General features: G+C 73.2%; 25 protein-coding genes and 1 pseudogene. 22 read left to right on the forward strand and 4 right to left on the reverse strand.

The window, feature by feature from the left end; translation table 11 throughout:
• Positions 1–74 precede the first annotated feature (74 nt).
• The 5 genes and pseudogenes from D3273_RS10700 to D3273_RS10720 form a co-directional block, all read left to right on the forward strand.
• A pseudogene (locus D3273_RS10700) lies at positions 75–695 on the forward strand (glycosyltransferase family 2 protein); the annotation flags it as partial.
• Between the two features lie 175 nt (positions 696–870).
• Entirely contained in the window at positions 871–1,125 is a 255-nt protein-coding gene (locus tag D3273_RS10705) for a hypothetical protein (protein ID WP_129226335.1), read from the forward strand.
• Positions 1,126–1,393: 268 nt separating this feature from the next.
• Positions 1,394–2,395 (forward strand): RhuM family protein, encoded by a 1,002-nt coding sequence (gene rhuM / locus D3273_RS10710; RefSeq protein ID WP_129226337.1) that lies wholly within the window; start codon positions 1,394–1,396, stop codon positions 2,393–2,395.
• Positions 2,395–2,613, forward strand: a complete 219-nt coding sequence (locus tag D3273_RS10715; RefSeq protein ID WP_129226339.1) for a hypothetical protein — start codon at positions 2,395–2,397, stop codon at positions 2,611–2,613. Before rhuM ends, D3273_RS10715 begins: the two co-directional genes overlap by 1 nt.
• Positions 2,610–3,053, forward strand: a complete 444-nt coding sequence (locus tag D3273_RS10720; protein ID WP_165359456.1) for a GNAT family N-acetyltransferase — start codon at positions 2,610–2,612, stop codon at positions 3,051–3,053. Before D3273_RS10715 ends, D3273_RS10720 begins: the two co-directional genes overlap by 4 nt.
• 106 nt (positions 3,054–3,159) lie before the next feature.
• Here the strand turns inward: D3273_RS10720 and D3273_RS10725 are convergent, their stop codons facing one another.
• A complete protein-coding gene (locus D3273_RS10725; RefSeq protein WP_129226343.1) occupies positions 3,160–3,708 on the reverse strand; it encodes a Ros/MucR family transcriptional regulator in 549 nt (182 codons plus the stop codon).
• A gap of 386 nt (positions 3,709–4,094) precedes the next feature.
• Between D3273_RS10725 and D3273_RS10730 the strand changes: the two genes are divergently transcribed.
• The 5 genes from D3273_RS10730 to D3273_RS10750 all read left to right on the forward strand — a co-directional run bounded on the left by D3273_RS10730 (position 4,095) and on the right by D3273_RS10750 (position 8,510).
• The gene (locus D3273_RS10730; RefSeq protein ID WP_129226345.1) at positions 4,095–4,820 is read left to right on the forward strand and encodes a trypsin-like serine peptidase; all 726 of its coding nucleotides are present in this window, start codon (positions 4,095–4,097) and stop codon (positions 4,818–4,820) included.
• Between the two features lie 78 nt (positions 4,821–4,898).
• Positions 4,899–6,068: an enoyl-CoA hydratase/isomerase family protein gene (locus D3273_RS10735; protein WP_129226347.1), complete on the forward strand. Its 1,170-nt coding sequence runs from the start codon at positions 4,899–4,901 to the stop codon at positions 6,066–6,068.
• Between the two features lie 35 nt (positions 6,069–6,103).
• A complete protein-coding gene (locus tag D3273_RS10740) occupies positions 6,104–6,499 on the forward strand; it encodes a GNAT family N-acetyltransferase (protein WP_129226570.1) in 396 nt (131 codons plus the stop codon).
• Between the two features lie 153 nt (positions 6,500–6,652).
• Entirely contained in the window at positions 6,653–7,534 is an 882-nt protein-coding gene (gene mmsB / locus D3273_RS10745) for a 3-hydroxyisobutyrate dehydrogenase (protein ID WP_129226349.1), read from the forward strand.
• A 76-nt stretch (positions 7,535–7,610) separates the two neighbouring features.
• Positions 7,611–8,510: a lipid kinase gene (locus D3273_RS10750; RefSeq protein WP_129226351.1), complete on the forward strand. Its 900-nt coding sequence runs from the start codon at positions 7,611–7,613 to the stop codon at positions 8,508–8,510.
• Positions 8,511–8,658: 148 nt separating this feature from the next.
• Here the strand turns inward: D3273_RS10750 and D3273_RS10755 are convergent, their stop codons facing one another.
• Positions 8,659–9,183 (reverse strand): hypothetical protein, encoded by a 525-nt coding sequence (locus D3273_RS10755; protein WP_129226353.1) that lies wholly within the window; start codon positions 9,181–9,183, stop codon positions 8,659–8,661.
• Between the two features lie 272 nt (positions 9,184–9,455).
• On the opposite strand from D3273_RS10755, the gene D3273_RS10760 reads away from it, so the two are divergent.
• The 5 genes from D3273_RS10760 to D3273_RS10780 all read left to right on the forward strand — a co-directional run bounded on the left by D3273_RS10760 (position 9,456) and on the right by D3273_RS10780 (position 15,356).
• A complete protein-coding gene (locus D3273_RS10760) occupies positions 9,456–10,757 on the forward strand; it encodes an MFS transporter (RefSeq protein ID WP_129226355.1) in 1,302 nt (433 codons plus the stop codon).
• Between the two features lie 139 nt (positions 10,758–10,896).
• On the forward strand, positions 10,897–11,367 hold the full coding sequence (locus tag D3273_RS10765) for an Hsp20 family protein (RefSeq protein WP_129226357.1): 471 nt from the start codon (positions 10,897–10,899) through the stop codon (positions 11,365–11,367).
• 145 nt (positions 11,368–11,512) lie between these two features.
• Entirely contained in the window at positions 11,513–12,568 is a 1,056-nt protein-coding gene (locus D3273_RS10770) for an aldo/keto reductase (protein ID WP_129226359.1), read from the forward strand.
• Positions 12,569–12,876: 308 nt separating this feature from the next.
• Positions 12,877–13,407, forward strand: a complete 531-nt coding sequence (locus tag D3273_RS10775) for a heme NO-binding domain-containing protein (RefSeq protein WP_129226361.1) — start codon at positions 12,877–12,879, stop codon at positions 13,405–13,407.
• A complete protein-coding gene (locus D3273_RS10780) occupies positions 13,398–15,356 on the forward strand; it encodes a putative bifunctional diguanylate cyclase/phosphodiesterase (RefSeq protein ID WP_165359457.1) in 1,959 nt (652 codons plus the stop codon). The genes D3273_RS10775 and D3273_RS10780 overlap by 10 nt, the downstream gene beginning before the upstream one ends.
• Here the strand turns inward: D3273_RS10780 and D3273_RS10785 are convergent, their stop codons facing one another.
• On the reverse strand, positions 15,357–15,983 hold the full coding sequence (locus tag D3273_RS10785; RefSeq protein WP_129226365.1) for a LysE family translocator: 627 nt from the start codon (positions 15,981–15,983) through the stop codon (positions 15,357–15,359).
• 207 nt (positions 15,984–16,190) lie between these two features.
• Here D3273_RS10785 and D3273_RS10790 point away from each other — a divergent pair, with 207 nt between their 5' ends.
• The 6 genes from D3273_RS10790 to D3273_RS10815 all read left to right on the forward strand — a co-directional run bounded on the left by D3273_RS10790 (position 16,191) and on the right by D3273_RS10815 (position 22,040).
• Entirely contained in the window at positions 16,191–17,852 is a 1,662-nt protein-coding gene (locus D3273_RS10790) for a formate--tetrahydrofolate ligase (RefSeq protein ID WP_129226572.1), read from the forward strand.
• A 154-nt stretch (positions 17,853–18,006) separates the two neighbouring features.
• Positions 18,007–18,816 carry a YkoP family protein gene (locus tag D3273_RS10795; RefSeq protein WP_129226367.1) on the forward strand — a complete coding sequence of 270 codons (810 nt, stop codon included), beginning with the start codon at positions 18,007–18,009 and terminating at the stop codon, positions 18,814–18,816.
• Between the two features lie 3 nt (positions 18,817–18,819).
• The gene (locus tag D3273_RS10800; RefSeq protein WP_129226369.1) at positions 18,820–20,097 is read left to right on the forward strand and encodes a glycosyltransferase; all 1,278 of its coding nucleotides are present in this window, start codon (positions 18,820–18,822) and stop codon (positions 20,095–20,097) included.
• Positions 20,094–21,170, forward strand: coding sequence for an AI-2E family transporter (locus D3273_RS10805; protein WP_165359458.1), 1,077 nt, complete (start codon positions 20,094–20,096; stop codon positions 21,168–21,170). The genes D3273_RS10800 and D3273_RS10805 overlap by 4 nt, the downstream gene beginning before the upstream one ends.
• Before the next feature lie 115 nt (positions 21,171–21,285).
• Complete coding sequence (locus D3273_RS10810; RefSeq protein ID WP_245501106.1) at positions 21,286–21,552, forward strand: hypothetical protein; 267 nt, start codon at positions 21,286–21,288, stop codon at positions 21,550–21,552.
• A gap of 2 nt (positions 21,553–21,554) precedes the next feature.
• Positions 21,555–22,040 carry an HPP family protein gene (locus D3273_RS10815; protein ID WP_129226371.1) on the forward strand — a complete coding sequence of 162 codons (486 nt, stop codon included), beginning with the start codon at positions 21,555–21,557 and terminating at the stop codon, positions 22,038–22,040.
• Positions 22,041–22,059: 19 nt separating this feature from the next.
• Here D3273_RS10815 and D3273_RS10820 read toward each other — a convergent pair whose 3' ends face one another.
• Positions 22,060–23,265: an adenylate/guanylate cyclase domain-containing protein gene (locus D3273_RS10820; RefSeq protein WP_245501107.1), complete on the reverse strand. Its 1,206-nt coding sequence runs from the start codon at positions 23,263–23,265 to the stop codon at positions 22,060–22,062.
• A gap of 185 nt (positions 23,266–23,450) precedes the next feature.
• Here D3273_RS10820 and D3273_RS10825 point away from each other — a divergent pair, with 185 nt between their 5' ends.
• On the forward strand, positions 23,451–23,801 hold the full coding sequence (locus D3273_RS10825) for a hypothetical protein (RefSeq protein WP_129226375.1): 351 nt from the start codon (positions 23,451–23,453) through the stop codon (positions 23,799–23,801).
• Positions 23,802–23,996 lie beyond the last annotated feature (195 nt).

Below are 23,996 nucleotides of genomic sequence, written 5' to 3' on the forward strand. Positions count from 1 at the left end.
GTATCAAAGCCGAGCGATCTCAGGCAGATAGCCCTTGGTGAGTTTGCTACCTAACACCGCACTTCCGCGCGTCCGCGCTGCGCCGCGTCGGCGGCTGGGATGCCTGGAACGTCACGGAGGACATCGATCTCGGATACCGCCTCGCCCGCTTCGGCTTCCGCGTCGGCGCGCTCGACTCCGACACCTTCGAGGAAGCGCCGCTGACCCTCGCCCGGTGGATGCCGCAGCGCAGCCGCTGGCTGAAGGGCTGGATGGTGACGCTGCTGGTCCACGGCCGCCAGCCGCGCCGGCTGTTCGTCGAACTCGGCTGGCGCGCCGGCCTGTCGGTCGCGGTGTCGCTGGCCGGCACGGTGCTGAGTTGCCTCCTCGGCCCGCCGCTCCTCGTCGCCGTCGCGGTGCAAAGCTGGCGCGGGGTCCTGTTTCGCGCCGAAACGCCGCTGTGGTGGCTGTTCGTGGCGGCGAGCGGCGCGCTTCTGGCGGGCGGCGTCGCGGCGGCGCTGTGGCCCGTCCTGCTCGGCCTGAGGCGCATGGGCCGGCTCGACCTCGCGGCCTGGCTCCCCACCCTGCCGCTCTACCTGCTGTTCGTTTCGGCCGCCTCGTGGCGCGGCCTGTTCGAGCTGTGGCGAGACCCGCAGGCGTGGAACAAGACCGAGCACGGCCTCGCGCGGCACCGGGCCGCGCGGCCGCGCCCCTGACGGGCGTGGCCTCCGCAAGGGCGGCGACCGCATGCCTGCCTCCCGCGTAGGCGGCGAACTTCCTCAGTGCTGCATCGTTGAGCAGGCCTCGCGGCACCGAAGACCAACCACACAGTCCGATGGGCGCGATGCCGCTTCTCGGACGCGGTGCGGCGGCAACGATGAAAGCCAACACATGACCAGCACCAACTTCCGCTCGGCCGCCTTCGCGATCTTCGCGCTCGGCGCCGGCCTCGCCACCGCCCCGGCCTTCGCCCAAGACCGCTTCGCCGCGACGTCCGACGAGGGGGCCGCTTACGCCCAGCCCATCCCCGGAGACGAGGGGGCGGCGGTTCCGCCGAACACGATGGGACATTTCACCTGCGGCTTCAACGAGCAGCACAGCCACCTCGAGCGCCAGAACTGCGGCGGCGTCCATTACCGCTACTGACGCGCGGTCCGGCCGACGACGCCGGATCGGGGGCTCGGCGGCACGCGAACGACGCCGCTTCCCGCATGGCACGGCGCCCGACGGAGGGCCCGCCGGCGCCGAGGTTCCCGCCGACTGCGGCGTGACCCGTCCGGCACGGGACCTCATCGCGGACGGTGGGTGCTGATGTGGCGCCGATCCGTCGGCCCGGCCTTTCGGAAGCCCGCGGTGAGGAACCGCGGGCTTTTCACGCGTTAAGGAACACCACGACCGCGGCGAAGGTGGAGCCATGCCGAACCAGCGTTCCGCCCCCGAAGCCGCGCCCCGCCGCCCCGCCGCCCGTCCCCGCCGCACGGTCGAGGCCGGGGCCGCGCCGGACCAGCTGGAGCTGGAATTCGTCCGCTTCGGCCCGCGCGACAAGGCGCTGGACCTCCGGGTGGATCTCGGCTCGGACACGATCTGGGCCACGCAGGCCCAGATGGCGGAGATGTTCGGCGTCGGCGCCGCCGCGGTGTCGAAGGAACTGTCGACGCTCAAGGGCGAGGGCGGCCTCGGGACCGTGCGCCCCGGCAGCGCCGGCTCGGGCGACCTTTACGACCTCGACACCATCCTGTGCGTGGGCTACCGCGTCAGCTCCGGCAAGGCCGCGGCGTTCCGGCGCTGGGCCAGCCAAACCCTGCGCGCTTCCGCGGTCGACGGCTTCGCGTTGAACGAGGCGCGCCTGCGCGACGACCCCGCGGCGAGCGACCGGCTGGCGACGCGGCTGCGCGCCATCCGTGCCGATGAGACCAACATCTACGAAACGGTGCGGGCCTTCTTCCGCCAGGCGTCGCAGGATCACGACGACGGCGCACCCGCGGCGCGGCAGTTCCACGCCACGCTGACGGACAAGTTCGTGTATGCCGTCACGGGCAGCACGCCCTCCGACCTCATCCTGGCGCGCGCCGACCACGGCGCGCCCAACATGGGCCTGACGCGCGTCGCCGGCGACGCCCCCAGCGTCGACGAGGCGCGCATCGCGTCCAACTACCTCGACGGCGACGAGATCTACGCCCTGCACGTGTTGTGCGAACAGTTCCTGCTCTACGTCCAGGGACAGGCGGCCCGCAGCCGGGTCATGACCATGCGGGAACTCGCCGGCAGGCTCGACGACCTGCTGCGCTTCGACGATTACCCCGTGCTGCCCGGCCACAAGGACGTCCATCGCGAGCGCGCGGTGCGCCACGCGGGGGCCGAATACGCCCGTTTCGTCCTGCGCGACCCCCCGAAGCCGCGGCTCGGACGCCGCTGATGGACGGCTTGACGCTGTTCGGCCTCGCCGCCGTGTCTCTGATGCTCGTCGCCTACGCGCTCGAACCGCGTGGGGCAGGCTTCACGCTCCTCTTCGCAGGCGCCTGCGCGCTCGGCTCCACCTACGGCTTCCTCCAAGGGGCGTGGCCCTTCGGCCTCGTGGAGGCGGTTTGGGCCGTCGTGGCCTTGGTGAAATGGCGGAGACTCGCTCCCGCATGAGCGAACCGTCGGCTTCCGTTCCGATCCGCATTCGGGATGCCATCCAGGCCGATCGGCCCTATCTCGCGTGGCTCGAGGAGGCTTGCATGCGAGACTATGCCGTCGCGCTCTGGGGCGTCTGGCGGACGCGGCCCGGCGAGTCTCTGGACCTCCGACAGTACCGCATCCTCGTCGCCTCGGAGCGGGACGCGGGGTGCATCGGGGTCCGGCGCGAGGTCGACCATCTTTGGATCGATGCGCTCTACGTCGCGCCCGGGTTCCAGAATCGGGGCATCGGGGCCGCTGCTCTCCGCATCGCCGTCTCGGAAGGCGCCGCGGAAGGATTGCCCGTGCGCTTGAGCGTTCTCACGACCAACCCCGCCCTCGCTTTCTATCTGCGGAACGGCTTGGTCGTCGAACGCGAGACGGTCGAACGCCGCTATCTCACGACGTCGCCTTGAACCCCCGACGCCTTCGCGGCGTCACGAGGATCGCGGAAGAGCTTCCGCAACGGAAACAGGCCGCCGGAGTCCGGCGGCCCCTTGTTGCGCGATCGCCGCGAAACGATCAGGCGGTCGCCTTGGCCCGGCCGCGGCGGGGCTTCTTGGCCGGCTCCTCGGCCGCGGCGGGCTCGGGTTCCGGGGCGGCGGGCGCCGGCTCGGGCTCGGCTGCCTCGACTTCGGGCTCCGCCGATTCCAGGGCGGGTGTGCCGGCCTTGCGGCCGAGACCCATGGTCTTGGCCAGGTTGGACCGCGCATCCGCATAGGCGGGCGCCACCATCGGGTAGTCCTTGGCGAGGCCCCACTTTTCCCGATATTCCTGCGGCGACAGGCCGTGCTCGGAGTGGAGGTGGCGCTTCAGCGACTTGAAGCGCTTCCCGTCCTCGAGGCAGACGATGTAGTCGTTGGTGACGGACTTCTTCACCGGGACCTTGGGCTGCGGAGGCTCCTTCACGGGCTCCGGCTTGGCGCCGTTGAGGATGTTGCCGAGCGAATCGTGCACGGATTGGAGCAGCGCCGGCAGCTCGCTGACCGGGACCGAATTGTTCCGCACGTAGGCCGAAACGATTTCAGCCGCCATCTCGACGACGTTCAGATCTGGTGGTGTGTCGGACATAGACTTGCCTGCTCCTCATCTTTCCTTGGAGGTAGAGCGCTTTCTTGAGCAAGGCAAGACACGTCGCGACCCGATCGTCCGCGCGGAAGCAAAAAAACGGTGCAAACGGCCCCAGGGCGGCGGCTCGCGATGATCAGCGGGCCCGTTCTGCCCCCGCTGCACCCGCGAAGACCGGCGCGGCGGGGCGGCCGGAGGGCGAAAACAGTATCGGGCCGGCGCGGGATCGCGCGGGGCGGAGGACGAATCAGCCCCGCCCGCCGATCGGGCCGTTTCGCCCGGGCCCGCCGGTTTTCGTCGCTTCGGGGCGGCAGGCTGTTATACGGGGGGCGGGCGTGAAGCGGATGGGACGGCGATTGCGCGGGATCGGGGACGTTTGGCGACCGCGCGTGGCGGCCGTCCTGTTGGCCCTGGCCTCGACGCCCGCCGTGGCGGATTCGCGCGCCGCGCCCGCGGCCGCGGCGGACCACCACGGGGTGGTGGACGCCGACAGCTATCCCTGGTCCGCGGTGGGAAAGCTGTTCAACTCCATCGGCGGGGCCTGCACGGCGGCGGCGGTCGCGCCCGACAAGGTGCTGACGGCGGCTCACTGCCTCTACGCCTTCCGCACCCACCGCTTCCTGCGGCCCGATTCCATCCACTTCCTGCTCGGCTACGCCCGCGGCGACTACCGCATCCATGCCCGCGTGGCATCGTACGCGCTGGGCCCCGGCTACGACCCGGCCGACGAGACCCGCACCGCCGCGCGCGACTGGGCCGTGCTGACCCTGGCGGAACCGCTCCCCGCGACGGTCCGCCCCATCGCGCTCGCCGCCGCCGTGCCCGCGGCCGGCGCCGCCATCGAGATCGGCGGCTTCGCGCAGGACCGGGCCTACCTGATGACGGCCGACACCCGCTGCCGCCTGCTCGGGCCCTCGGCCGGCACGCCGGTGCTGGCCCACGACTGCGTGATCGCCCACGGCGACAGCGGCGCGCCCCTGCTCGCCCGGTCCGCCGACGGCGCCGTCCAGGCCTTCGCCGTGACGGTGGGCTTCTGGACGGTCGGCGGCCGGCAGGTCGGCATCGCGGCGCCCGTGACGGCCTCGATCCTCCTGACCGCCGAAGCGCGCCGGTGATCTCCCGTCGACGGGCCGCCGCCGCGATGTCATGCTGACGCCAGAACCGGAGAGGCGAGCGATGCGGGACACGGCCCGATGACCGATGCGGACACCCGCCCCACCCACGACGTCCTGGCCCGCCGCGACGGCGCGCTCGGCCACCTCACGCTGAACCGTCCGGCCGCCCACAACGCCCTCACCCTCGACATGGTGCGGACGATCGACGCCGCGCTCGACCTTTGGGAGGAGGACCCCGGGGTCGCCGCCGTGCTGGTCGACGGCGCCGGCGACCGCGCCTTCTGCGCCGGCGGCGACATCCGCGCGCTCTACGACGCGCGCCGCGCCGGCCTGCACGCGCCGCTGGCGGATTTCTTCCGCCTCGAATACCGGCTCAACGCCCGCATCGCCCGCTATCCGAAGCCGATCGTCACGGTCATGCACGGCATGACGATGGGCGGCGGCATCGGGCTCGGCGCCCACGCGTCCCACCGGATCGTGACCGAGCGTTCGGCGCTGGCCATGCCGGAGGTGAGGATCGGCTTCGCACCCGACGTCGGGGGCACCTACCTGCTGGGCCGCGCGCCGGGGGAGCTCGGCCTCCACCTGGCCCTCACGGGCGGGCGCGCCGGCCCGGCCGACGCGCTGCTCTGCGGGCTCGCCGACGTCCACGTCCCGGCCGGGCGCCTGCACGACCTCCGCACGGCGCTGGCGGGCTGCCGCACCGCCGCCGACGTCGACGCCCGCCTGTCCGCGTTCGGCACCGCGCCCGCGCCGGGCGGCCTCGACGCCGCGCGGGGCTGGATCGACCGCTGCTACGGCTTCGACGCCGTCGAGGACATCCTCGCCGCGCTGGAAGCCGCGCCCGAGGCCGAAGCCCGTGCCGCCGCGGCCGAGATCGCCGGCAATGCGCCCACCTCGCTCAAGGTGACGCTGCAGGCCCTTCGCGATGCCCGGCTGCTCGGCCTCGAAGACTGCCTCGACCGCGAGTTCCGCGTGTCGCTGTCCATCACGGCGCGGCCGGACTTCGTGGAAGGCGTGCGCGCCGCCGTGGTCGACAAGGACCGCGCCCCGCGCTGGCAGCCGGCGCGGCTGTCCGACGTGTCGCGCCGCGACGTGCTGCGGCACTTCGAGCCCGCGGAGGACGGTGACCTCGGCCTCGGCAAGCCGTCGTGGGCTGGCCCTCGAACCTCTGCTTCGCCCCACGGGGGAGAAGAGCGGGACGGCGTGGCAGGAGCCTCGCCATCCCGCTCAGGGGACGACGCGTGATCGGGGCCCTGGCGGCCGGGGATCGCGACAGCTGGATGCCGCTGTGGCGCGGCTACCAGGCCTTCTACGCGGTGGAGATCCCGGACGCCGTGTCGGCCGCCACCTGGGAGCGGCTGCTGGATCCCGCGGAGCCGATGGGCGGCGCGCTGGCCTGGGAGGGCGACGAGGCGGTCGGCCTCGTCCACCACGTCCGCCACCGCTCGACCTGGACGACCGGCAACTCCTGCTACCTCCAGGACCTGTTCGTGGCGCCGGGCGGCCGGGGCCGGGGCACCGGCCGGGCGCTGATCGCCCACGCCGAGGAGGTGGCGCGGCAGGCCGGCTGCTCGCGGCTGTATTGGCTCACGCACGAGACCAACGCCGACGCCATGAAGCTCTACGACCGCGTGGCCGAGAAGTCGGGCTTCGTGCAGTACCGGAAATCGCTTTAAGGCCCTCGGCGTCCCGGTCCACCCCGGGCGGCGCCGTTCGCCGGGATGCGGCCCCACGGGAGATCGCGATTTGACGGCCGCCGGCCCGTCCGATCAACTGACGCCAAGGCCGCCGCTCGTGCGGCGCGGCCCGTGCGGGGGAGGGGACACGCCATGGCGGCGATCGCGTTCATCGGGCTCGGCAACATGGGCGGCCCCATGGCGGCCAACCTCGTCGGGGCGGGGCATGCGGTGGCGGGCTTCGACCTCGACCCTGCCGCCCTCGACGCCGCCCGGGCGGCGGGCGTGACGGCCGCGGCGTCGGCGGCGGAAGCCGCGGCCGGCGCCGACGTCGTCGTCACCATGCTGCCCGCCGGCCAGCACCTCGTCGCCGCCTACGAGGGTGGCCTCGTGGCGGCCGCGCCGGAAGGCGCGCTGTTCATCGATTCCTCGACCGTCGACGTCGCATCCTCGCGCCGCGCCCACGCCTTCGCGGCGGCGCGGGGCATGAGCACGGTCGACGCCCCGGTGTCGGGCGGCGTCGCCGGGGCCGTGGCGGGGACGCTCACCTTCATGGCGGGCGGCGCGCCCGAAGCGGTCGAGCGGGCGCGCCCGATCCTCGCCGCCCTGGGTCGGCGCGTCGTCGCCTGCGGGGGACCCGGCGCCGGCCAGGCCGCCAAGCTTTGCAACAACATGGTCCTCGGCATCGCGATGGTGGGCATCAGCGAGGCCTTCGTGCTGGCCGAAAAGCTCGGCCTCGACCATCAGGCGCTGTTCGACGTCGTTTCGACCTCGTCGGGCCAGTGCTGGGCGCTGACCAACCATTGCCCCGTGCCGGGGCCCGTGCCGGCGAGCGCCGCCAACCGCGCCTACGCGCCGGGCTTCGCCGCGGCCCTGATGCTCAAGGACCTGACGCTGGCGCGCGACGCCGCCGACAGCGTCGGCGCCGACACGGCGCTGGGGCGACACGCGCGCGACATCTTCGCGGCCTTCGCCGAGGGCGGAGGGGCGGCGCTCGACTATTCCGCCGTCATCGAAGCGGTGCGCCGGGGCTGACGCGCGGCACAAACCCGCCGCGTCGGCGGTTCAGGGGAAGCGCGGCATTCCCGCCCGCGCCGGAACGCCGGACCCCATGGACCTCCCCGATGCCCGACCGCCCGCGCGCCGCCGCGCCCTGCTGATCGTCAACGAGCACAGCCGCTCGGGCCGCGAGCGCGGCGACGAAGCCGAGGCCGCCCTCGACGAGGCCGGCCTCGCGGTGACGCGCGGCCACACGGACTCCCGCGAGGACGTGTCCCGCCGCATCCGCGAGATGCGCGGTTCCGTGGACCTCGTCGTGGTGGGGGGCGGGGACGGGACGATCAATGCCGCCGCGCCCGGCATCATCGGCACCGGGCTCCCGCTCGGCGTGCTTCCGCTCGGCACCGCCAACGACCTCGCCCGCACGCTCGGCCTGCCGATGGACCTCGAGGGGGCCGTGGCGGCCATCGCGGCCGGGCATCTCCGGCGCATCGACCTCGGCGAGGTCAACGGCCATCCCTACTTCAACGTGGCGAGCCTGGGCTTCGGCGTCGACCTCACCCACGCGCTGACGAGCGACGCCAAGAAGCGTTGGGGGCCGCTCGGCTACGCGGTGGCGGGCCTGCGCGTGCTGCGGCGACTGCGGCCGTTCCACGTCGACATCGAGATCGGGGGCGTGCGCCACCCGTCGCGCACCGTGCATCTCGCGGTCGGCAACGGGCGCCACTACGGGGGCGGCATGACGGTGAGCCACGACGCCGCGATCGACGACGGGCGGCTCGACGTCTACAGCCTCGAAGTCGCCAGCGTGTGGAAGCTGCTCATGCTGCTGCCGGCCCTGCGCAGCGGGCACACCCAGGATTGGACCGAGATCCACACGCTCGACGGCGCGGAGATCCGCGTCACGGCGCACCGCGAGCGCTCGGTCAACGCGGACGGCGAGATCGTCACCCGCACGCCCGCGGTGTTCCGCGTGCTGCACGACGCCGTGGCGGTCTTCGCGCCGGGCTGATGTGACGGCCCGCTCGATGCGGCCGCAGCCCGCTTCCGGCCCGCCCGGGCGGACCGCGCTTCCCGCGCCCCGCGGCATCGAACGGGTCCGCCACGAAAAAGGGCGGAGGCTCGCGCCCCCGCCCTTTTCCGCTTCCGACCGCCTGGGATCAGTAGGTGGCGATCGTGGTGCCGCCGAACGGGGCGCCGAGGATGCGGAACGGCACCTGGACGATGTCGCCGATGGCGTGCAGCGGGGCGCCGATGATCACAAGCGGGTTCTGCGAGATGTCGCCCGTGGCCGGGAAGATGCCGTTGATGGCGCGGAACGGAAGCGTCAGCACGTTGCTGGCGAAGCCGAGCGGCCCGGTGATCAGCGTGCCCGGGCCGACGTTCCCGACCGGCGCGGGGGCGACGACGACCGGCGCCTCGGTGACGGCGACGGTGCGGCGCACCGTCAGCGGACGGCGGCTGGCTTCGGCGGAGCGCACGGTGCGGACCGGACGCTGGCGGTAGATGCCGCGGCTCGGCGCATTGCCGTTGATGCCGGTCTGCTGGTCGGACGCCAGCGTGTTGGGCTGCATGCCGTTCGGGCCGTTGGTCAGGCTGCTCTGGGCCGCGGCCGACAGGTCGGTGGCGGCGAGGGCCAGGGTGGCGACCGCCGCGACGGCGGCGAGCTTCTTGATGTTGGTCATGGTGGTTACTCCAGAACGTCTGTCGCGGGCAGAATGCGCGGCGACGGCGATCGGTTCATTCCGTTGCGGCAATGCTGCCCCGACAACGCCGCTTCGACGCCGCTGGCGTGTCCTCATCAGGGCAGGATTCCGTCCGCCGGCCTCGCCGGAGCGTTTCGGGCCGGCAGCGTGGCAAAGAAGCGACAGCTGGCCGCCGGAGCGGCACCGCCGGCCCTTGAAGGAACGGCAAGGGACTCCGGTGCAGGGTGCGGTGACGTCCCCGGAGCCGCCCCATGTCGAGCATCCCGTCCCGCGCCGCGCCCGCCCTCCACGCCACCCCGGCGGCGTCGCCCTACGCCCGCATCGGGCGGCGGCTCATCCCGTTCCTGCTCGCCTGCTACCTCGCGGCGCTGATCGACCGGCTGAACCTCGGCTTCGCCAAGCTGCAGTTCCTGGCCGATCTCGGCCTCGACGAGGCGGTGTACGGCGTCGCGGCCGGCATCCTGTACCTCGGCTACATCCTGTTCGAGGTGCCGAGCAACCTGCTGCTGGCCCGGATCGGCATCCGCCGGACTCTGCTGCGCATCATGGTGCTGTGGGGGCTGTTCACGGTGGCGCTGGCCTTCGCGGGAAATCGCTATGCCTTCTATGCGCTGCGCTTCCTGCTCGGCGCCGCCGAGGCGGGCTTCTTCCCCGGCGTCGTGTTCTACCTCACCGCCTGGTTCCCGCGGGAGCGGCGGGGGCGCGTGCTCAGCCTGTTCGCCGTCGGGGTCCCGCTGTCGGGCGTCGTCGCCGGGCCCGTGTCGGGCTTCATCATGGCGCAGATGGGCGGCGCGGCGGGGCTGAACGGGTGGCAGTGGCTGTTCCTGCTCGAAGGGCTGCCGGCCATCGCGCTGGGCGTCGCCGCCTTCTTCTACCTGCCCGACAGCCCCGCCGACGCGCGGTTCCTCGACGCGCGGGACCGCGAGCGCGTGGCGCGCGACCTCGCGGCGGACCGTGCCGCGGCGCCGGCCGCCGGGCGGGGCTGGCGCGAGCCGCGGATGCTGGCGCTCGCCTTCGTGTATTTCGCCTTCTATGCCATCCAGAGCCTGCTGCTGCTGTGGGTGCCGACCCTGCTCAAGGCCGCGGGGGTCGGGAGCCTGGTCGAGATCGGCTGGCGCGCCGGCGCGGTGTCGCTGGCGGGCGCCCTCGGCATGGTGGCGCTCGGCTTCAGCTCGGACCGGACGGGCGAGCGGCGCCTCCACCTCGTCGGCGCGGGCGCGCTCGGCGCCCTGCTCTTCGTCGCCCTGCCGCTCGCGGCCGGCAGCCCGGACGGCACCGTGCTGCTGCTCGCCGGCGCGGCGGCCTGCATCTTCGGTTTCCTGGCGCTGTTCTGGACGGCGGCCAGCGGCATGGTGGGGGCGGACGGCGCCGCGGTCGGCATCGCCCTTATCTCCTCGGTGGGGGCCGTCGGCTCCTTCCTCAGCCCCACCTTCATCGGCTGGATGCGGGAAGCCACCGGCAGCTTCACCGGCGCCGTCGACGCGCTGGCGGCCCTGATGCTCGTCGCCATGGCGGTGCTGTGGCGCACGCTGCGGCCGGCGCCGAAAAAATGAAGGCGGCCCCTCGCGACCTCTTGCGGGGCTCCCGGCCGCCACCATTTCTGGACCACGCGGGCCACAACGGACGCGTGATCCACCAGGTTCCGGACAGCAACGCCGGGATCGCATGTCGCTCCACAGAGGATGTGTTCAAATGCGCCAGTACGACCTTTCCCCCCTGTACCGCTCCACCGTCGGCTTCGATCGGCTGTTCACGATCCTCGACCAGATGTCGGGCGTGGACGCCTCGGCCCAGACCTACCCGCCCTACAACATCGAGCGCACCGGCGAGAATGCCTATCGCATCTCGGTGGCGGTGGCGGGCTTCTCCGAAGACGACCTTTCGATCGAGACTCGCGAGAACGTGCTGCTGATCCGCGGCGCGCGCAAGGCCGATGCCGCGGAAGCTTCCAAGACCGAGGTGCTCTACCAGGGCATCGCGGCCCGAGCCTTCGAGCGCCGCTTCCAGCTCGCCGACCACGTCCAGGTGACGGGCGCGGCCCTGGAACACGGCCTGCTCCACGTCGACCTCGTGCGCGAGATCCCCGAGGCCCAGAAGCCGCGCCAGATCGCCATCGGCACCAACCCCCGGGCCCCGAAGGTGGTCGAGTCCAAGGCCGCCTGACCGGCTCCCGGTCTTCAGGTCGGCAGGAGGGCGTCCCGCGAGGGGCGCCCTTTTCGCATGCGGACGGGCGTGGGACCCCGGCGCGCCGTCGCGCCGTTGGGGGATTGCATGCCGGGTTCGCCCGGCCTTGGAGAAGGCTCATCCCATGCGGTACAACAAGCTCGGCCGGACCGGCCTCTTCGTGTCCGAACTCTGCCTCGGCACCATGACGTTCGGCGGCGCCGGCGAGATGTGGAGCAAGATCGGCACCCTTCAGCAGGGCGAAGCCGAGGCGCTCGTCAGGACGGCCGTCGACCGCGGCATCAACTTCATCGACACGGCGGATGTGTATTCGGGCGGCCAGTCCGAGGAGATCACCGGCCAAGCGCTGCACGGGCTCGGCATCGCGCGCCACGACGTCGTGCTGGCCACCAAGGCCTTCGGCGAGACCGGACCGGGGCCGAACGCGCGGGGCTCCTCGCGCGTCCACCTAATCGACGCCTGCAAGGCCAGCCTGAAGCGGCTGAAGACCGACTACATCGACCTGTACCAGCTCCACGGCTTCGACCCCGCCACCCCGATCGAGGAAAGCCTCCGGGCGCTCGACGTCCTCGTGCAGCACGGCCACGTCCGCTACGTCGGCGTGTCGAACTGGGCCGCGTGGCAGATCGCCAAGGCGCTCGGCACCTCCGAGCGCCTCGGCCTCGCCCGCTTCGCGAGCCTACAGGCCTATTACACGGTGGCGGGGCGGGATCTCGAGCGCGAGCTCGCGCCGATGATGCGGAGCGAGGACGTGGGCCTGATGGTGTGGAGCCCCCTGGCGGGCGGGCTCCTGTCCGGCAAATACGGGCGGGACAGCCAGGGCGAGCAGGGCAGCCGCCGCACCACCTTCGACTTCCCCCCGGTCAACAAGGACCGCGCCTTCGACGTCGTCGACGTGCTGCGTCCCATGGCGGAGCGGCGGGGCGTGTCGGTGGCGCAGATCGCGCTGGCGTGGCTGCTGCACCAGGAGGTCGTCACCAGCGTCATCGTCGGGGCCAAGCGCGTCGACCAGCTCGAGGACAACATCGCCGCCGCTTCGGTGGAGCTGACCGCCGACGAGATGGACGCCATCGACCGGGTCAGCGCGCTGCCGGCCGAATATCCCGGCTGGATGTTCGCGCGCCAGGGCGAGGCGCGCCGCAAGCAGCTCGCCGGCGAGCCTCGCCCGGCGCGGCGCTGACGACGCGGGGTGCCGTGAGCGCGGTGGCGCGGCCGGCACCCCGCATCCAAGAGGAACCGCGCCGTTCGCGGGCCGTCGGCTGCATCGTCGCCAATGTTATCGATCACCGATCCCGGTCGGCCAGTCCCCGCGGCGGTCTGCCGGCCGCCGATGCCTGCGAAGCCGGCCCATCCATCTCGGCCTCGTCTGCGATGCGGCGTCGGTCGACTTGACGCCGCGGGTCCGCTCTTAATCGGCATTCAACTTCTTCGTCGCTATCGTGTCCCGCGGTCGAGGATGGCCGTCGAACGGTACGGGGCGGGGACGACATGAAGGGCGTGGTGTTCAACCTCCTCGAAGAGGCCGTGACGGCCGCCTTCGGCCTCGACACCTGGGACGACCTGCTCGACGACGCGGGCCTGCCCGGCGCCTACACGTCGCTCGGCAACTATTCGGACGCCGAGATCGAGGCGCTGGTGGGGGCCGCCGCGCGTCGGCTGGACATGGAGCCCGCGGCCGTGTTGCGGTGGTTCGGCGAGCGCGCCATGCCGCTCCTGAAGGCCCGGTATCCGGCTCTCTTCGACGCGCACCCGTCGTCGCGCTCGTTCATCCTGTCGATCAACAGCATCATCCATCCGGAAGTGCGCAAGCTTTACGTCGGCGCCGCGTGCCCGTTCTTCCATTTCCGGGAGGACGCCGACGGCGTCGTCAGCATGCGCTACCATTCGACCCGCCGCATGTTCGACCTCGCCCACGGCTTTGTGCTCGGCGCCGCCGCGCTGTGGCGCGAAACCGTCACGGTGGTGCGCCACGGCGCGGGCTCGCCCGACGCCGACACGATGGTCATCCGGTGGGTTTGACGGTCATCGCGGCAGCGCCGACCGAACCGGAGCCGGATTACCGCCTGCTCTACTTGCGCGCGCAGCGCCGGTTCGAGCGCGAGCGCGCCGTGCGGCTCGAGGTGGAAGCCATCGCGGAGCGGGGATTGCGCGACCTGCACGAGCGCGAACGCCATCAGGCGCTCATCGAAGCGGTGGCGCGCCACGCCAACGGCACGTCCTCGGAGGAGGATGCGCTGGACTTCACGCTGGCCGAAGTCTGCGGCCATGCCGGCTGGGCCTTCGGCTGCGTGTACCGCCCGGCGGCCCGCGACCCGTCGCGGCTTTCGCAATCCTCCATCGCCCATTCGGCGGGCGAGGGCCTCGAAGTCTTCGCCGCCGCGACCGCCCGCGCCGAGTTCCCGCTCGAGATCGGCCTGCCGGGCCGCGTGCGGGCGTCGTGCCGCGCCCATTGGGTGCCGGACGTGACGGCGGACGACAACTTCCACCGCCGCGAAGCGGCCGCCGCCTGCGGGTTGCGGGCCGGCGTGGCGTTCCCGATCCTCGTCGCCGGCGAGGTCGTGGCCGTGGTGGAGTTCTTCGCCCGCGAGGTGCTGGCGCCCGACCCGGCCTTTCTGGCCGTGCTGAGCGAGATCGGAACGCAGCTCGGCCGTGTCGTCGAGCGCGCCCGCGCGGCGCGGCGCCTGATCCACGACGCCACACACGACGAGCTCACCGGCCTGCCGAACCGCACCCTGTTCCTCGACCGGCTCGACGCCGCCCTGGCGCGCGGCACCGTCGGGGCCGTGCTCTTCGTCGACCTCGACCGCTTCAAGCTCGTCAACGACAGCCTGGGCCACGCGGCCGGCGATGCCTTCCTGATCGAGATCGCGGCCCGCTTCGCCGCCGTCACGGCCGGGGCAGGGGTGGACCACGTGCTGGCGCGCCTCGGCGGAGACGAGTTCACCGTTCTCCTCGACGGGCGCCCCGATCCCGGTGCGGCGTCCGCCTTCGCGGCGCGGCTGCTGGAATCCCTGCACGAGCCCATCGTCGTCGAGGGCGCCTCGCTGCACGCGACCGCCAGCGTCGGCATCGTGATGGCCGAACCCGGATGCGGCTCGGCGCGAACGCTGATGCGCGACGCGGACCTCGCCATGTACCGCGCCAAGACGGCGGGGCGCGCCCGCGTGGCCCTGTTCGACGGCAGCCTGCACCGGGACGCGGTGCGGCGGCTCGAGATGGAGAACGACCTCCGCGCCGGGCTCCGGGACGAAGCCTTCGTGCTGCACTTCCAGCCCATCGTGTCGCTGGCCGACCGCCGCACGCAGGGGTTCGAAGCGCTGGTGCGCTGGCGGCGGACGCCCGATGCCCTCGTCCACCCGGGCGACTTCATCGCCATCGCGGAAGAATCGGGGCTGATCGTGCCGCTCGGCTTCTGGGTCATGGCGCAGGCGTGCCGGGCCGCGGTGCGGTGGAACGCCGCCGAACCGGCGCGCGTCCCGCGGTGGGTCAGCGTCAACGTGTCCCCCCGTCAGTTCCGCTGCGACGACGTGGTGGAGCGGGTGCGCGCCATCCTGCGGGACACCGGCATCGCGCCGGGGCTCCTGAAGATCGAGATCACCGAAAGCGTCGCCATGGAGAACACCGAGCGCGCGATCGCGGTGCTGCGGAGCCTGCGCGACCTCGGCGTCGGGATCAGCATCGACGACTTCGGCACCGGCTATTCGTCGTTGAGCTCGCTGCACCGCCTGCCGTTCGACACGCTGAAGATCGATCGCTCCTTCGTGGGTGCCATCGGCCGGGACGGCGACGGCATCGTCCGCACCGTGCTGGGCCTCGCCCGCAGCCTGCGGCTGGCGGTGGTGGCGGAGGGCGCCGAAACCGCCGCCCAGGTGGACGCGCTGGCCGCCATGGGATGCGACCAGGCGCAGGGGTTCCACTTTTCCCGGCCGGTGCCGGAAGCCGCCGTGGCGGCGCTCATTGCCCCCTGATCAGCGGTCGATGGCGAGGCGCAGCGCCAGGCCCGTGAACACCGTGCCGAGCGCGATGCCCGGGGCGCGCCGGAACCGCAGGCGCTTCGCGGCCGCCCGGCTGAGGCGGGTGGCGCCGAGGACCAGCGAGCCGTTGACCGCTAGGCTGATGACGTTGAGCACGGTGGCGAGCAGCAGGATCTGGAGCGCGACGTGGCCTGCTTCAGGCCGCACGAACTGCGGGAACAGCGCCAGCGCGAACAGTGCCACCTTGGGGTTGAGCACGTTGGTGAGGACGCCCTGGCGGAACACGGCGCCGAGCGACAGGGCCGGCGCTGCCGCCGGGGTCGCCAGCGTCGAACCCGTGGAGCGGAACGCCCCCCAGGCGAGCACGAGGAGGTAGGCGGCCCCCGCGTAGCGCACGGCGTCGTAGGCGATCGGCACGGCGCGGAACAGCTCCGAAAGTCCCAGCGCCACCGCGATCGCGTGCACGTAGATGCCCGCCATGGCGCCGAACAGCGAAGCGAAGCCGGCGCCTCGCCCCTGGGCGACGCTGCGCGACAGGATCAGCAGCATGTCGGGTCCCGGCGTGCAGGACAGCGCCAGGGCGGCGGCGGCGAACAGGGCGAGCGTGGACGGATCGAGCATGGGCCCGTCTACCACGGGCCGAACCGGTGGCGCCACCGCTCCGCGACCGCGGCCCCCGGACCGGGGCAGGGGAAGGCCGCGGTCCGGCGGGTCCGGCCCGTAGCGGCCCGGGTCACGATGGGTTAGGGGGACCTTCGTGCGACGAAGAAGCGGGATCTGCGGCATGCGGCATGGGACAGGGTCGTTTCCCAGGGCGAGGGCGTGAGCGTGGCCTCGGACGCCGAGATCGCCCGCGCGGCGGTGCTGAAGCCCATCGAGGAGATCGGCGCCCGCGCCGGGCTCGATGCCGCTGCGCTCTATCGGTACGGCCCCCACAAGGCGAAGGTCGCCCTCGACGCCGTGGCGGCGCTGCCGGCGCGGCGCGGCAGGCTCGTGCTCGTCACCGCGATCAGCCCGACGCCCGCCGGCGAGGGCAAGACCACCACGACGATCGGCCTCGGCGACGCCCTGAACCTGTCGGGCCGGCGCACGGTCATCTGCCTGCGCGAGCCGTCGCTCGGCCCCTGCTTCGGCCTGAAGGGCGGCGCCAACGGCGGCGGCCGGGCGCAGGTGCTGCCGCAGGACGAGATCAACCTCCACCTCACGGGCGACTTCCACGCCCTGACGGCGGCGAACAACCTGCTCGCCGCGATGATCGACAACGGGATCTACTGGGGCAACCCCCTCGGCATCGACCCGTCCCGGGTCACCTGGCGGCGGGCGATCGACATGAACGACCGCGCGCTGCGCGAGATCGTCGTCGGCCTCGGCAACAACGGCGCCGTGCGGCAGGACGGCTTCGACCTCACCGTCGCGTCCGAAACCATGGCGGCCTTCTGCCTCGCCTCCTCGCTCGCCGACCTCGAAACGCGCCTCGGCCGCATGGTGGTCGGGCAGACCTTCGCGCGCGAGGACGTCCAGGCCTCGGCCGTGAAGGCCACCGGCGCCATGACGGCGCTGCTGCGCGACGCCTTCGCGCCCAACCTCGTGCAGACCCTCGACGGCTCGCCGGCGCTGGTCCACGGCGGACCCTTCGCCAACATCGCCCACGGCTGCAATTCCGTGGCGGCGACCGACCTCGGGCTGCGCCTCGCCGACTACGTCGTCACCGAGGCGGGCTTCGGCGCCGACCTCGGGGCGGAGAAATTCTTCGACATCAAGTGCCGGCAGGCCGGGCTCGCGCCCGCCGCCGCCGTGGTGGTGGCGACGTCGCGGGCGCTGAAGATGCACGGCGGCGTCGCCAAGGCCGACCTCGGCCGCGCCGACCCCCAAGCTGTGCGCCGCGGCGCCGCCAACCTCCGGCGCCACGTCGAGAACGTCCAAAAGTTCGGCGTGCCCGTCGTGGTGGCGATCAACCACTTCACCGCGGACACCGAGGCCGAACTCGCGGAAATCTTCGCCTGCTGCGCCGACATCGGCGTCGGCGTCCACCTGTGCCGCCATTGGGCCGAGGGCGCCCCGGGCGCGCTCGACCTCGCCGAGGCCGTGGCGGCGCTGGTGGAGGGCGGCACGGCGCGGTTCGCGCCCCTGTACCCCGACCCGCTGCCGCTCGACGCCAAGATCGAGCGGATCGCCCGCGACATCTACCGGGCCGACGGCGTGGTCATCGCGCCGGCGGCGGCGAAGAAGCTCGCCCGCTACGAGGCCGGCGGCTACGGCCACCTGCCGGTCTGCATGGCGAAGACGCCCTACAGCTTCACCGCCGACCCGGCGCGGGTCGGCGCGCCCGAAGGCTTCACCCTGCCGGTGCGCGACGTGCGCCTGTCGGCCGGCGCGGGCTTCGTCGTGGCGCTCTGCGGCGACGTCGTCACCCTGCCGGGCCTGCCGCGCCGGCCCGCCGCCGAATCGATCGGGGTCGACGCCGCGGGCGTCATCCAGGGGCTGTTCTGACCGCACCCGCGTCGGGCGGGCGTCGCCCGGGCCGGCGGGCGGGGCGCGCGCGGCGCACGGCTTAGCGTTTCCAAAGAAACAGGGTCGCGCCGGGACGGCCGAGGGGAACCTTCAATCGATTCCAGGCGCTCGATGCAGCGAAGCGACGCCGGCCGTGGCCCGCATCGAGACCTCGCCCGTGACGCTCCTGTCCTCGTTCCAAGCGGCTCCGTCCCCCCGCCACGCCCGGCCCCGCCTCGCGCCGGCTCCCGGCCGGGACGGCATCCCGTCCCGCGCCGCGGATGGCGGCCCCGCCGAGGCGGCTCCCCCGGACTGGATCTCGCCGGACGGGATCCCGGCACGCCCCGGCCGCGCCATCGCGTCGTCGGCGGGATCCGCGATGCTGCGGCGGGCGATCAGCGGCGTCGACGGATATCTGAGCTCCTGTTGCGGGGTGAAGCCCTACAGCGGCGACGAGCGCTGCCTCCTGCGCTACGCCGCCCTCCCGTCGCCCGGCGCCTACCGCCTGTCGGACGGCACGGCCGTGCGGCCCGGCGACGGGGTCATCGACCTCCACCTGTGGAACGAACACATCCCGCCCGTGCCGAAGGCCGGGCCGGACCTCGCCTGGGCCCGCCTGCTGGCGCGACGGATGGACCATTCGCTGTCGCTGCTCGCCGCTGCGGCGGCGACGCACCCGGAGCTGCGCGGCGCGAAGGCCGTCCGCGCCAGGACCAATTTCGTCGGCTGGGGCAGGCACAGCGAGAGCCTGTCGCGTCTCATCGGGCGCTTCGGCTTCGAGGACGTCGACGAGGGGGCCGCCTCCTTGCCCGCGCGCGTGCACGACGCCTTCGAAAACGTCCTCATCGGCGCGCTCACCTGGACCCACAACCCCGAAGCCCTGCGGCGGGACAAGCTGATCCGCCAGCGTCGGCCCGTGTGGATGTCGACCGACCTGCTGCGCCGGCGCCATTCCGGCCGCTGAACCGTGCTGCTCGCGCTGGCGGCCCTGTTCGACGCGGCCCTGGCCTGGGCCATCCTGCGGATGGTCGGGCAATCCAGGCTCTATGCCGGCATCGCGGCGCCCGGGCGAACCCGCGCGGGAGGGCCCCCGCACTCCCGCCCGCATCCACGGGATGGCGAGGCGGGACGGCGCGGGACGTGCGACGCCATCCCGCCCGCGGAGGCCGCGCCCGGCGGGGCGGGCGGCTGGCCCGCCGTCACGGTGGTGGTGCCGGCGCGCGACGAGGCCGACGTGGTCGGCGCCTGCATCGGCGGGCTCCTGGCGCAGGACTACCCGGGCGACCGGCTGAGGGTCGTCCTCGTCGACGACGGCTCGACGGACGGCACCGCGGACGCCGCGCGCGCGGCGGCGGGCGGCGACCCGCGCTTGACCGTCCTGCCCGGCGGCGCGCTGCCGCGGGGCTGGACCGGCAAAGCCCACGCCTGCGCGCGGGGCGCCGAGCTGTCCCGCGCGGGTTGGCTCTGCTTCATGGATGCCGACACCCGGGCCGAGCCCGCGCTGCTGCGCGCCGCCGTGACCCATGCCTCGGCCGGCGGCACGGGGCTCCTGTCGCTGGAGCCGTTCCAGGAACTCGGCGGCTGGGCGGACCGGCTCGTCATCCCCTGCGGCCTGTACCTCGTGGCCGCCACGGGCGACCACGGCGCCGTCAACGACCCCGGCCGCGCGGCGGCGGCCGCCAACGGCCAGTTCATGCTCTTCGCCCCCGGCGCCTATGCGGCCCTGGGCGGCCACGCGGCCGTGCGCGCCGAAGTCTGCGAGGACCTCGCGCTGGCGCGGCTCGCCAAACGCCGGGGCCTCGGCTTCGCGCTGCTCGGCGCCGAAACCCTGATCCGCACCCGCATGTACCGCGACGCCGCGCAGCTCTGGCACGGCCTGTCGAAGAACGTCGGCGCGCTCGGCGGCGGCACGGGCCGCACGGTGCTGATCGCCGCGGGAGGGGTCGCGCTGGCGCTGGCGAGCGTCGCGCTGCCGGCGGCCGCGGTGGCGCGCTTCGCCGCCGGCCACCGCGGCGCCGACGACCTCCTCGCCGCCGTCCTGGCCTGCTGCGGGCTGCTGTCGGCGCTGGGCCTGCACCTGGCCGGCGCGCGTCACTTCAGGATCCCCGCCTTCTACGGGTTCGCCTATCCCGCCGGCTACGCGCTGGCCCTGGCGCTCGCCGTCAACGCGGCACGGCTGCGGCGGCTCGGCCGCGTGCGCTGGAAGGATCGCACCGTGCCCACCGCGGGCGGGAGCGCGCCGTGAGCGCCGGCGACGGGCGGGGACGGGGCCGCGGCGACGCCGAGCCACCGGCCTGGGCGACGGCCGCGACGCTGACGGCGGTGCTGGCGGTCTGCTACGCCTTGCGCTACGCGCTGCTGCCCATCGCCGCCACGGCGGCGCTGGCCTTCGCGCTCCACCCCCTCGTGCGCTGGCTGCAGCGGCGGCTGCGCGTGCCCGAAACGGCCGGCGCGGCGCTCGTCTGCCTCGCCGTGCTGGCGCTGGCGGGGCTCGCCGTGTGGGACCTCGTCGCCGTGGCGGGGGACCGGATGGCGGACCTCGCATCGGAGGCGCCGAGGCTCGTGGCGGACGCGATCCGCGGGCTCGTCGGCCCCCGGGTCCACGCCTTCGGCCGCGACGTCACGGCGGAGGACATGGCGGCGCGCATCGTCGCCGCGGCCGGCGAAGCCGTCGCCTCGCCGCAGGCCGCCGCCATGGCCGGCGGCATCGCCCTCGGCCTGCCGGCCGTCGGCGTGCTGATGCTGGTGATGCTGTTCTGCTTCCTGAACTCCGGGCGGCAGCTCCTGCGGGGGACGCTGCGCCTGTTCCCACCCCGGTACCGCGCCCACATCGCCCAGCTCGGGGCCCGCATCGAGCCGATGTTGCGCCGCTACGTGCGCGGCGTCGCCGTGGTCACGCTCTACACCGTCGCGGTGTCCTGGCTGGTGCTGGGGTTCGGGTTCCACGTCGGCTTCGCGCTGCCGATCTCGGTCGCCGTGGGAGTGCTGGAGCCGATCCCTATCGTGGGGCCCGCGGCGTCGATCGCGCTGTTCGGCGTCGCCGGCGTGATCGAGGGCGGCGGCGCCCGGACCTTCGCGAGCTTCATGGCGCTCGCGGTGTTCCTGCGCGTTTCGGTCGACAACGTCGTCGGGCCCGTGGTGCTGGGGCGCGCCGTGACGCTGCACCCCGTCGCCGTCATCGTCGCCTTTCTGGTCGGCGCCTCGCTGTTCGGCGTCCTCGGCGTGTTCGTCGCCGTGCCGGTGGCGGCGGCGGCCAAGATCGTGCTCTCGGCCTGGTACGACGAGGACGGGGCGGGGCCCGACGACGCCCCGACCTGACCCGACCGGCTGCCCCACGCCGCCCCGGCGCGGGCGCGGGGCGTCGTCGCCGAATTTTGCCGGCGGCAGGGCGGCGACGCGGTGAACCCCTGACGGGTCTCGCCGTTGGACAGCCATGACCGAAGAAACATCCCCCTCCGCCGCCGCCGCCGCGGCGCCCGCCGCCTCCGCGATCGTCGATGCCCGCCGCCGCGAGATGGCCGTCGAACACCTGCTGTTCGGCACCCTGCGCTTCGTAGCGCACCGCCACCCCGAGCTGATCGCGGAACTCGAAGGCAGCCTTTCCCACCTGTGGGACAAGGCCGACGACGACACGCGCGACGACGAGGCCGTGAGGACGATCGCGCGCCGCTTCATCAAGAGCCTGCGCGTCGAAAGCTGAGCATGCCGCGCGCGGTCCTTCAGCCCTTCCTGATCACCGCCGTGGTCGGGCTGGTGGCCCTCTTCGGCTATTGGGTGCAGGCGCCCTGGCTGATCCCCAGCGTCGGCGCGTCCGCCTTCATCCAGCTCCTGCTGCCGGACAAGCCCGCCGGCCAGGCCTACGACACCGGCGTGGGCCAGCTCGTCGGCATGGTGGCGGGCTTTGCTTCCGTCCTCGTCACGGGCGCGGCGGCGGCGCCCGTGATGTCCGAAACGCACGGGATCGCGCTGGTGCGCGTCGGCGCCGTGGTGCTGGCGGTGTTCCTGACCTCGGCCGTGCAGGTGCCCTTGAAGGCGCTCAGCGCGGCCGGTGCCGCCGTCGCGGTGCTGATCGCCGCCGGGGTGGCCTCGACGAGCTGGGCTAGCTTCGGCGTCATCGCGGCCAGCATCGGCCTCGTCACCGTGCTGGGCGAGGTCGCCCGCAGGACGCTGCTGGCCGTCGAGCGTTGACGCGCCCGGCCGGCGGCCCTCAGGCTTCGCCGTCGGCGAAGGTGTAGACGTCCAGGGGCTGGCCGACGCCGCGTAGCGGGTAGCTGCCGAGCCGCCGCAGCGCCGCCCCGCATCGCGTGCGCTCGACGAAGGCGCCCGAGAACAGCGCCGGAACGCCGACCTCCTTGGTCAGCGCTTCCAGCCGCGACGCGACGTTGACGGCCGGGCCGATCACGGTGAAGTCGAGCCGCGTGCGGGAGCCGATGTTGCCGTACATGACGTCGCCGTAGTTGACGCCGACCCCGTAGCCGAGCGCGTCCCGCCCGTCCGCGACGCGGCCGGCGTTCAGCGCCGCCATGGCGGTGCGGATGTCGGCGACGGCGCCGATGGCCGCCTGGGCGTCGTCGGGGAAGATGGCGAGCAGGCCGTCGCCCATGAACTTCAGGATCTCGCCGCCGTGGCGCTCGATGGGCTCGGACAGGGCGTCGAAATAATCGTTGAGCAGCGCGATGACGTCGTCGCGCGGCCACAGGTCCGAGATGGCGGTGAAGCCGCGCAGGTCCACCACCACGATGGCGGCCTCGACGGTGAACCCCGTGCCGCGGCGCGTCGCGCCGTTGAGGATCGCTTCCCCGGCATGCGGCCCCACGTAGGTGTCGAGCAGGGTGCGGGCGAGGCGGTTCTTGACGCGGACGTCCGCGACCGCGGCGAGGACCGGGACGAGGTCGGCGAGCAGGCCGATGTCGTCGTCGGAGAAGCCGCCCAGGCGGTCGGTGGCGAAGGTGACGACGTTGCGCCGCCCCTGCGTGAAGAGCAGGGGCCAAGCGACATAGTCGGTCACGCCGTCGGCGCGGAGCTCCGCGTAGAGCGGGTAGGGGTCGCCGGCCGGGTCGGAGTCCCACAGCCGGGCGCGGACCTCGGCCATCCCCTCGTGGATGTCGTGCGTGGGGCTGACGAGGTAGCTCGCGCCGAGCCTGGCGTCGAAACCCGACATGCGGGCCTCGACCGCCGCCGCGCCGCGCCGCCACATCGCCCTGACGCCGCTCCACTGGGGGTTGTCGATCTGCAGGATCACCACGGCGCGCAGCAGCGGCACGTCCGCCCCTTCCAGCCGTCGGCACAGTTCCAGGAAGAGGCGGTCCAGGAAGCGCTCGTCGTGCGTGCCGTTGACCAGCCAATCCATCACGGCCGTGCGCCGCGCGGGCCAGCGCCCGGTCTCGATCGTTCCGATGCCGTCGTGGGTCATGGCGGCCGTCCCCGGGCTGTGCGGTGCACCATACATGATGGGGACGACGGGCGCGCGACGCCATCCCGAAAAGATGCGCCCGGATTAACCCTGCGGCGCCTTGCCCTGCAACATTCGGGCGCGCCGGGACTTGTGGGCTGGAGCGCCGCCGACGGTGGGCGGCCGTCACTCCGAGGAGCTTTCCGATGCCCCAGTTCGACGCGACCATCAAGCACATCAAGGACGGCGTGAAGGGCTTCACCGTCAAGGCTGCCGTGACCAACATCGAGGGCTGGGAAGCCACGCTCGAGAAGTCCGAGACCGCGGGCGTGAAGACCCTGGTGAAGGATCTCGAGCACCTGAAGAAGCTGATCCAGGACGAGAACCCCAAGGGCGACCAGATCAAGAAGCTCCTCGCCAAGCTCGGCAAGGAGACCGTCACCTTCGCCGGCAAGGCCGAGGGCAAGAACGCCGAGAAGGCCAAGGCCCTCGGCGAAGCCCTGACCCACATGGTGGACGAGCCCGAGGGCGAGAAGGAAGACGCCAAGGGCGAGTGATCCGGTCCCCGGCCGACCAGGCCGGGGGATCGGATCGGCAGCCCGCGCGGCGCCCGAGCGAAGCCCGCCTCCGTGTCGCGAAGCGATGATGCGGAGACGCCATGAGCCCGGGCCTCACCGCCTCGACGCGAAAGAGCCCGCCGGAGCGATCCGGCGGGCTCTTTCGCGTCGGGGCGGGACGGGCGCGGCTCCGGG

It is taken from the genome of Lichenibacterium minor, from assembly GCF_004137685.1.
Lineage (GTDB): Bacteria > Pseudomonadota > Alphaproteobacteria > Rhizobiales > Beijerinckiaceae > Lichenihabitans > Lichenihabitans minor.

Coding starts and splice junctions, on each gene's coding strand:
- D3273_RS10810 (WP_245501106.1), top strand. CDS start 21,286: ATGACCGAAGAAACATCCCCCTCCGCCGCCGCCGCCGCGGCGCCCGCC.
- D3273_RS10755 (WP_129226353.1), bottom strand. CDS start 9,183: ATGACCAACATCAAGAAGCTCGCCGCCGTCGCGGCGGTCGCCACCCTG.
- D3273_RS10770 (WP_129226359.1), top strand. CDS start 11,513: ATGCGGTACAACAAGCTCGGCCGGACCGGCCTCTTCGTGTCCGAACTC.
- D3273_RS10760 (WP_129226355.1), top strand. CDS start 9,456: ATGTCGAGCATCCCGTCCCGCGCCGCGCCCGCCCTCCACGCCACCCCG.
- D3273_RS10750 (WP_129226351.1), top strand. CDS start 7,611: ATGGACCTCCCCGATGCCCGACCGCCCGCGCGCCGCCGCGCCCTGCTG.
- D3273_RS10735 (WP_129226347.1), top strand. CDS start 4,899: ATGACCGATGCGGACACCCGCCCCACCCACGACGTCCTGGCCCGCCGC.
- rhuM (WP_129226337.1), top strand. CDS start 1,394: ATGCCGAACCAGCGTTCCGCCCCCGAAGCCGCGCCCCGCCGCCCCGCC.
- D3273_RS10725 (WP_129226343.1), bottom strand. CDS start 3,708: ATGTCCGACACACCACCAGATCTGAACGTCGTCGAGATGGCGGCTGAA.
- D3273_RS10740 (WP_129226570.1), top strand. CDS start 6,104: ATGCCGCTGTGGCGCGGCTACCAGGCCTTCTACGCGGTGGAGATCCCG.
- D3273_RS10815 (WP_129226371.1), top strand. CDS start 21,555: ATGCCGCGCGCGGTCCTTCAGCCCTTCCTGATCACCGCCGTGGTCGGG.
- D3273_RS10705 (WP_129226335.1), top strand. CDS start 871: ATGACCAGCACCAACTTCCGCTCGGCCGCCTTCGCGATCTTCGCGCTC.
- D3273_RS10765 (WP_129226357.1), top strand. CDS start 10,897: ATGCGCCAGTACGACCTTTCCCCCCTGTACCGCTCCACCGTCGGCTTC.
- mmsB (WP_129226349.1), top strand. CDS start 6,653: ATGGCGGCGATCGCGTTCATCGGGCTCGGCAACATGGGCGGCCCCATG.
- D3273_RS10775 (WP_129226361.1), top strand. CDS start 12,877: ATGAAGGGCGTGGTGTTCAACCTCCTCGAAGAGGCCGTGACGGCCGCC.
- D3273_RS10825 (WP_129226375.1), top strand. CDS start 23,451: ATGCCCCAGTTCGACGCGACCATCAAGCACATCAAGGACGGCGTGAAG.
- D3273_RS10785 (WP_129226365.1), bottom strand. CDS start 15,983: ATGCTCGATCCGTCCACGCTCGCCCTGTTCGCCGCCGCCGCCCTGGCG.
- D3273_RS10715 (WP_129226339.1), top strand. CDS start 2,395: ATGGACGGCTTGACGCTGTTCGGCCTCGCCGCCGTGTCTCTGATGCTC.
- D3273_RS10720 (WP_165359456.1), top strand. CDS start 2,610: ATGAGCGAACCGTCGGCTTCCGTTCCGATCCGCATTCGGGATGCCATC.
- D3273_RS10820 (WP_245501107.1), bottom strand. CDS start 23,265: ATGACCCACGACGGCATCGGAACGATCGAGACCGGGCGCTGGCCCGCG.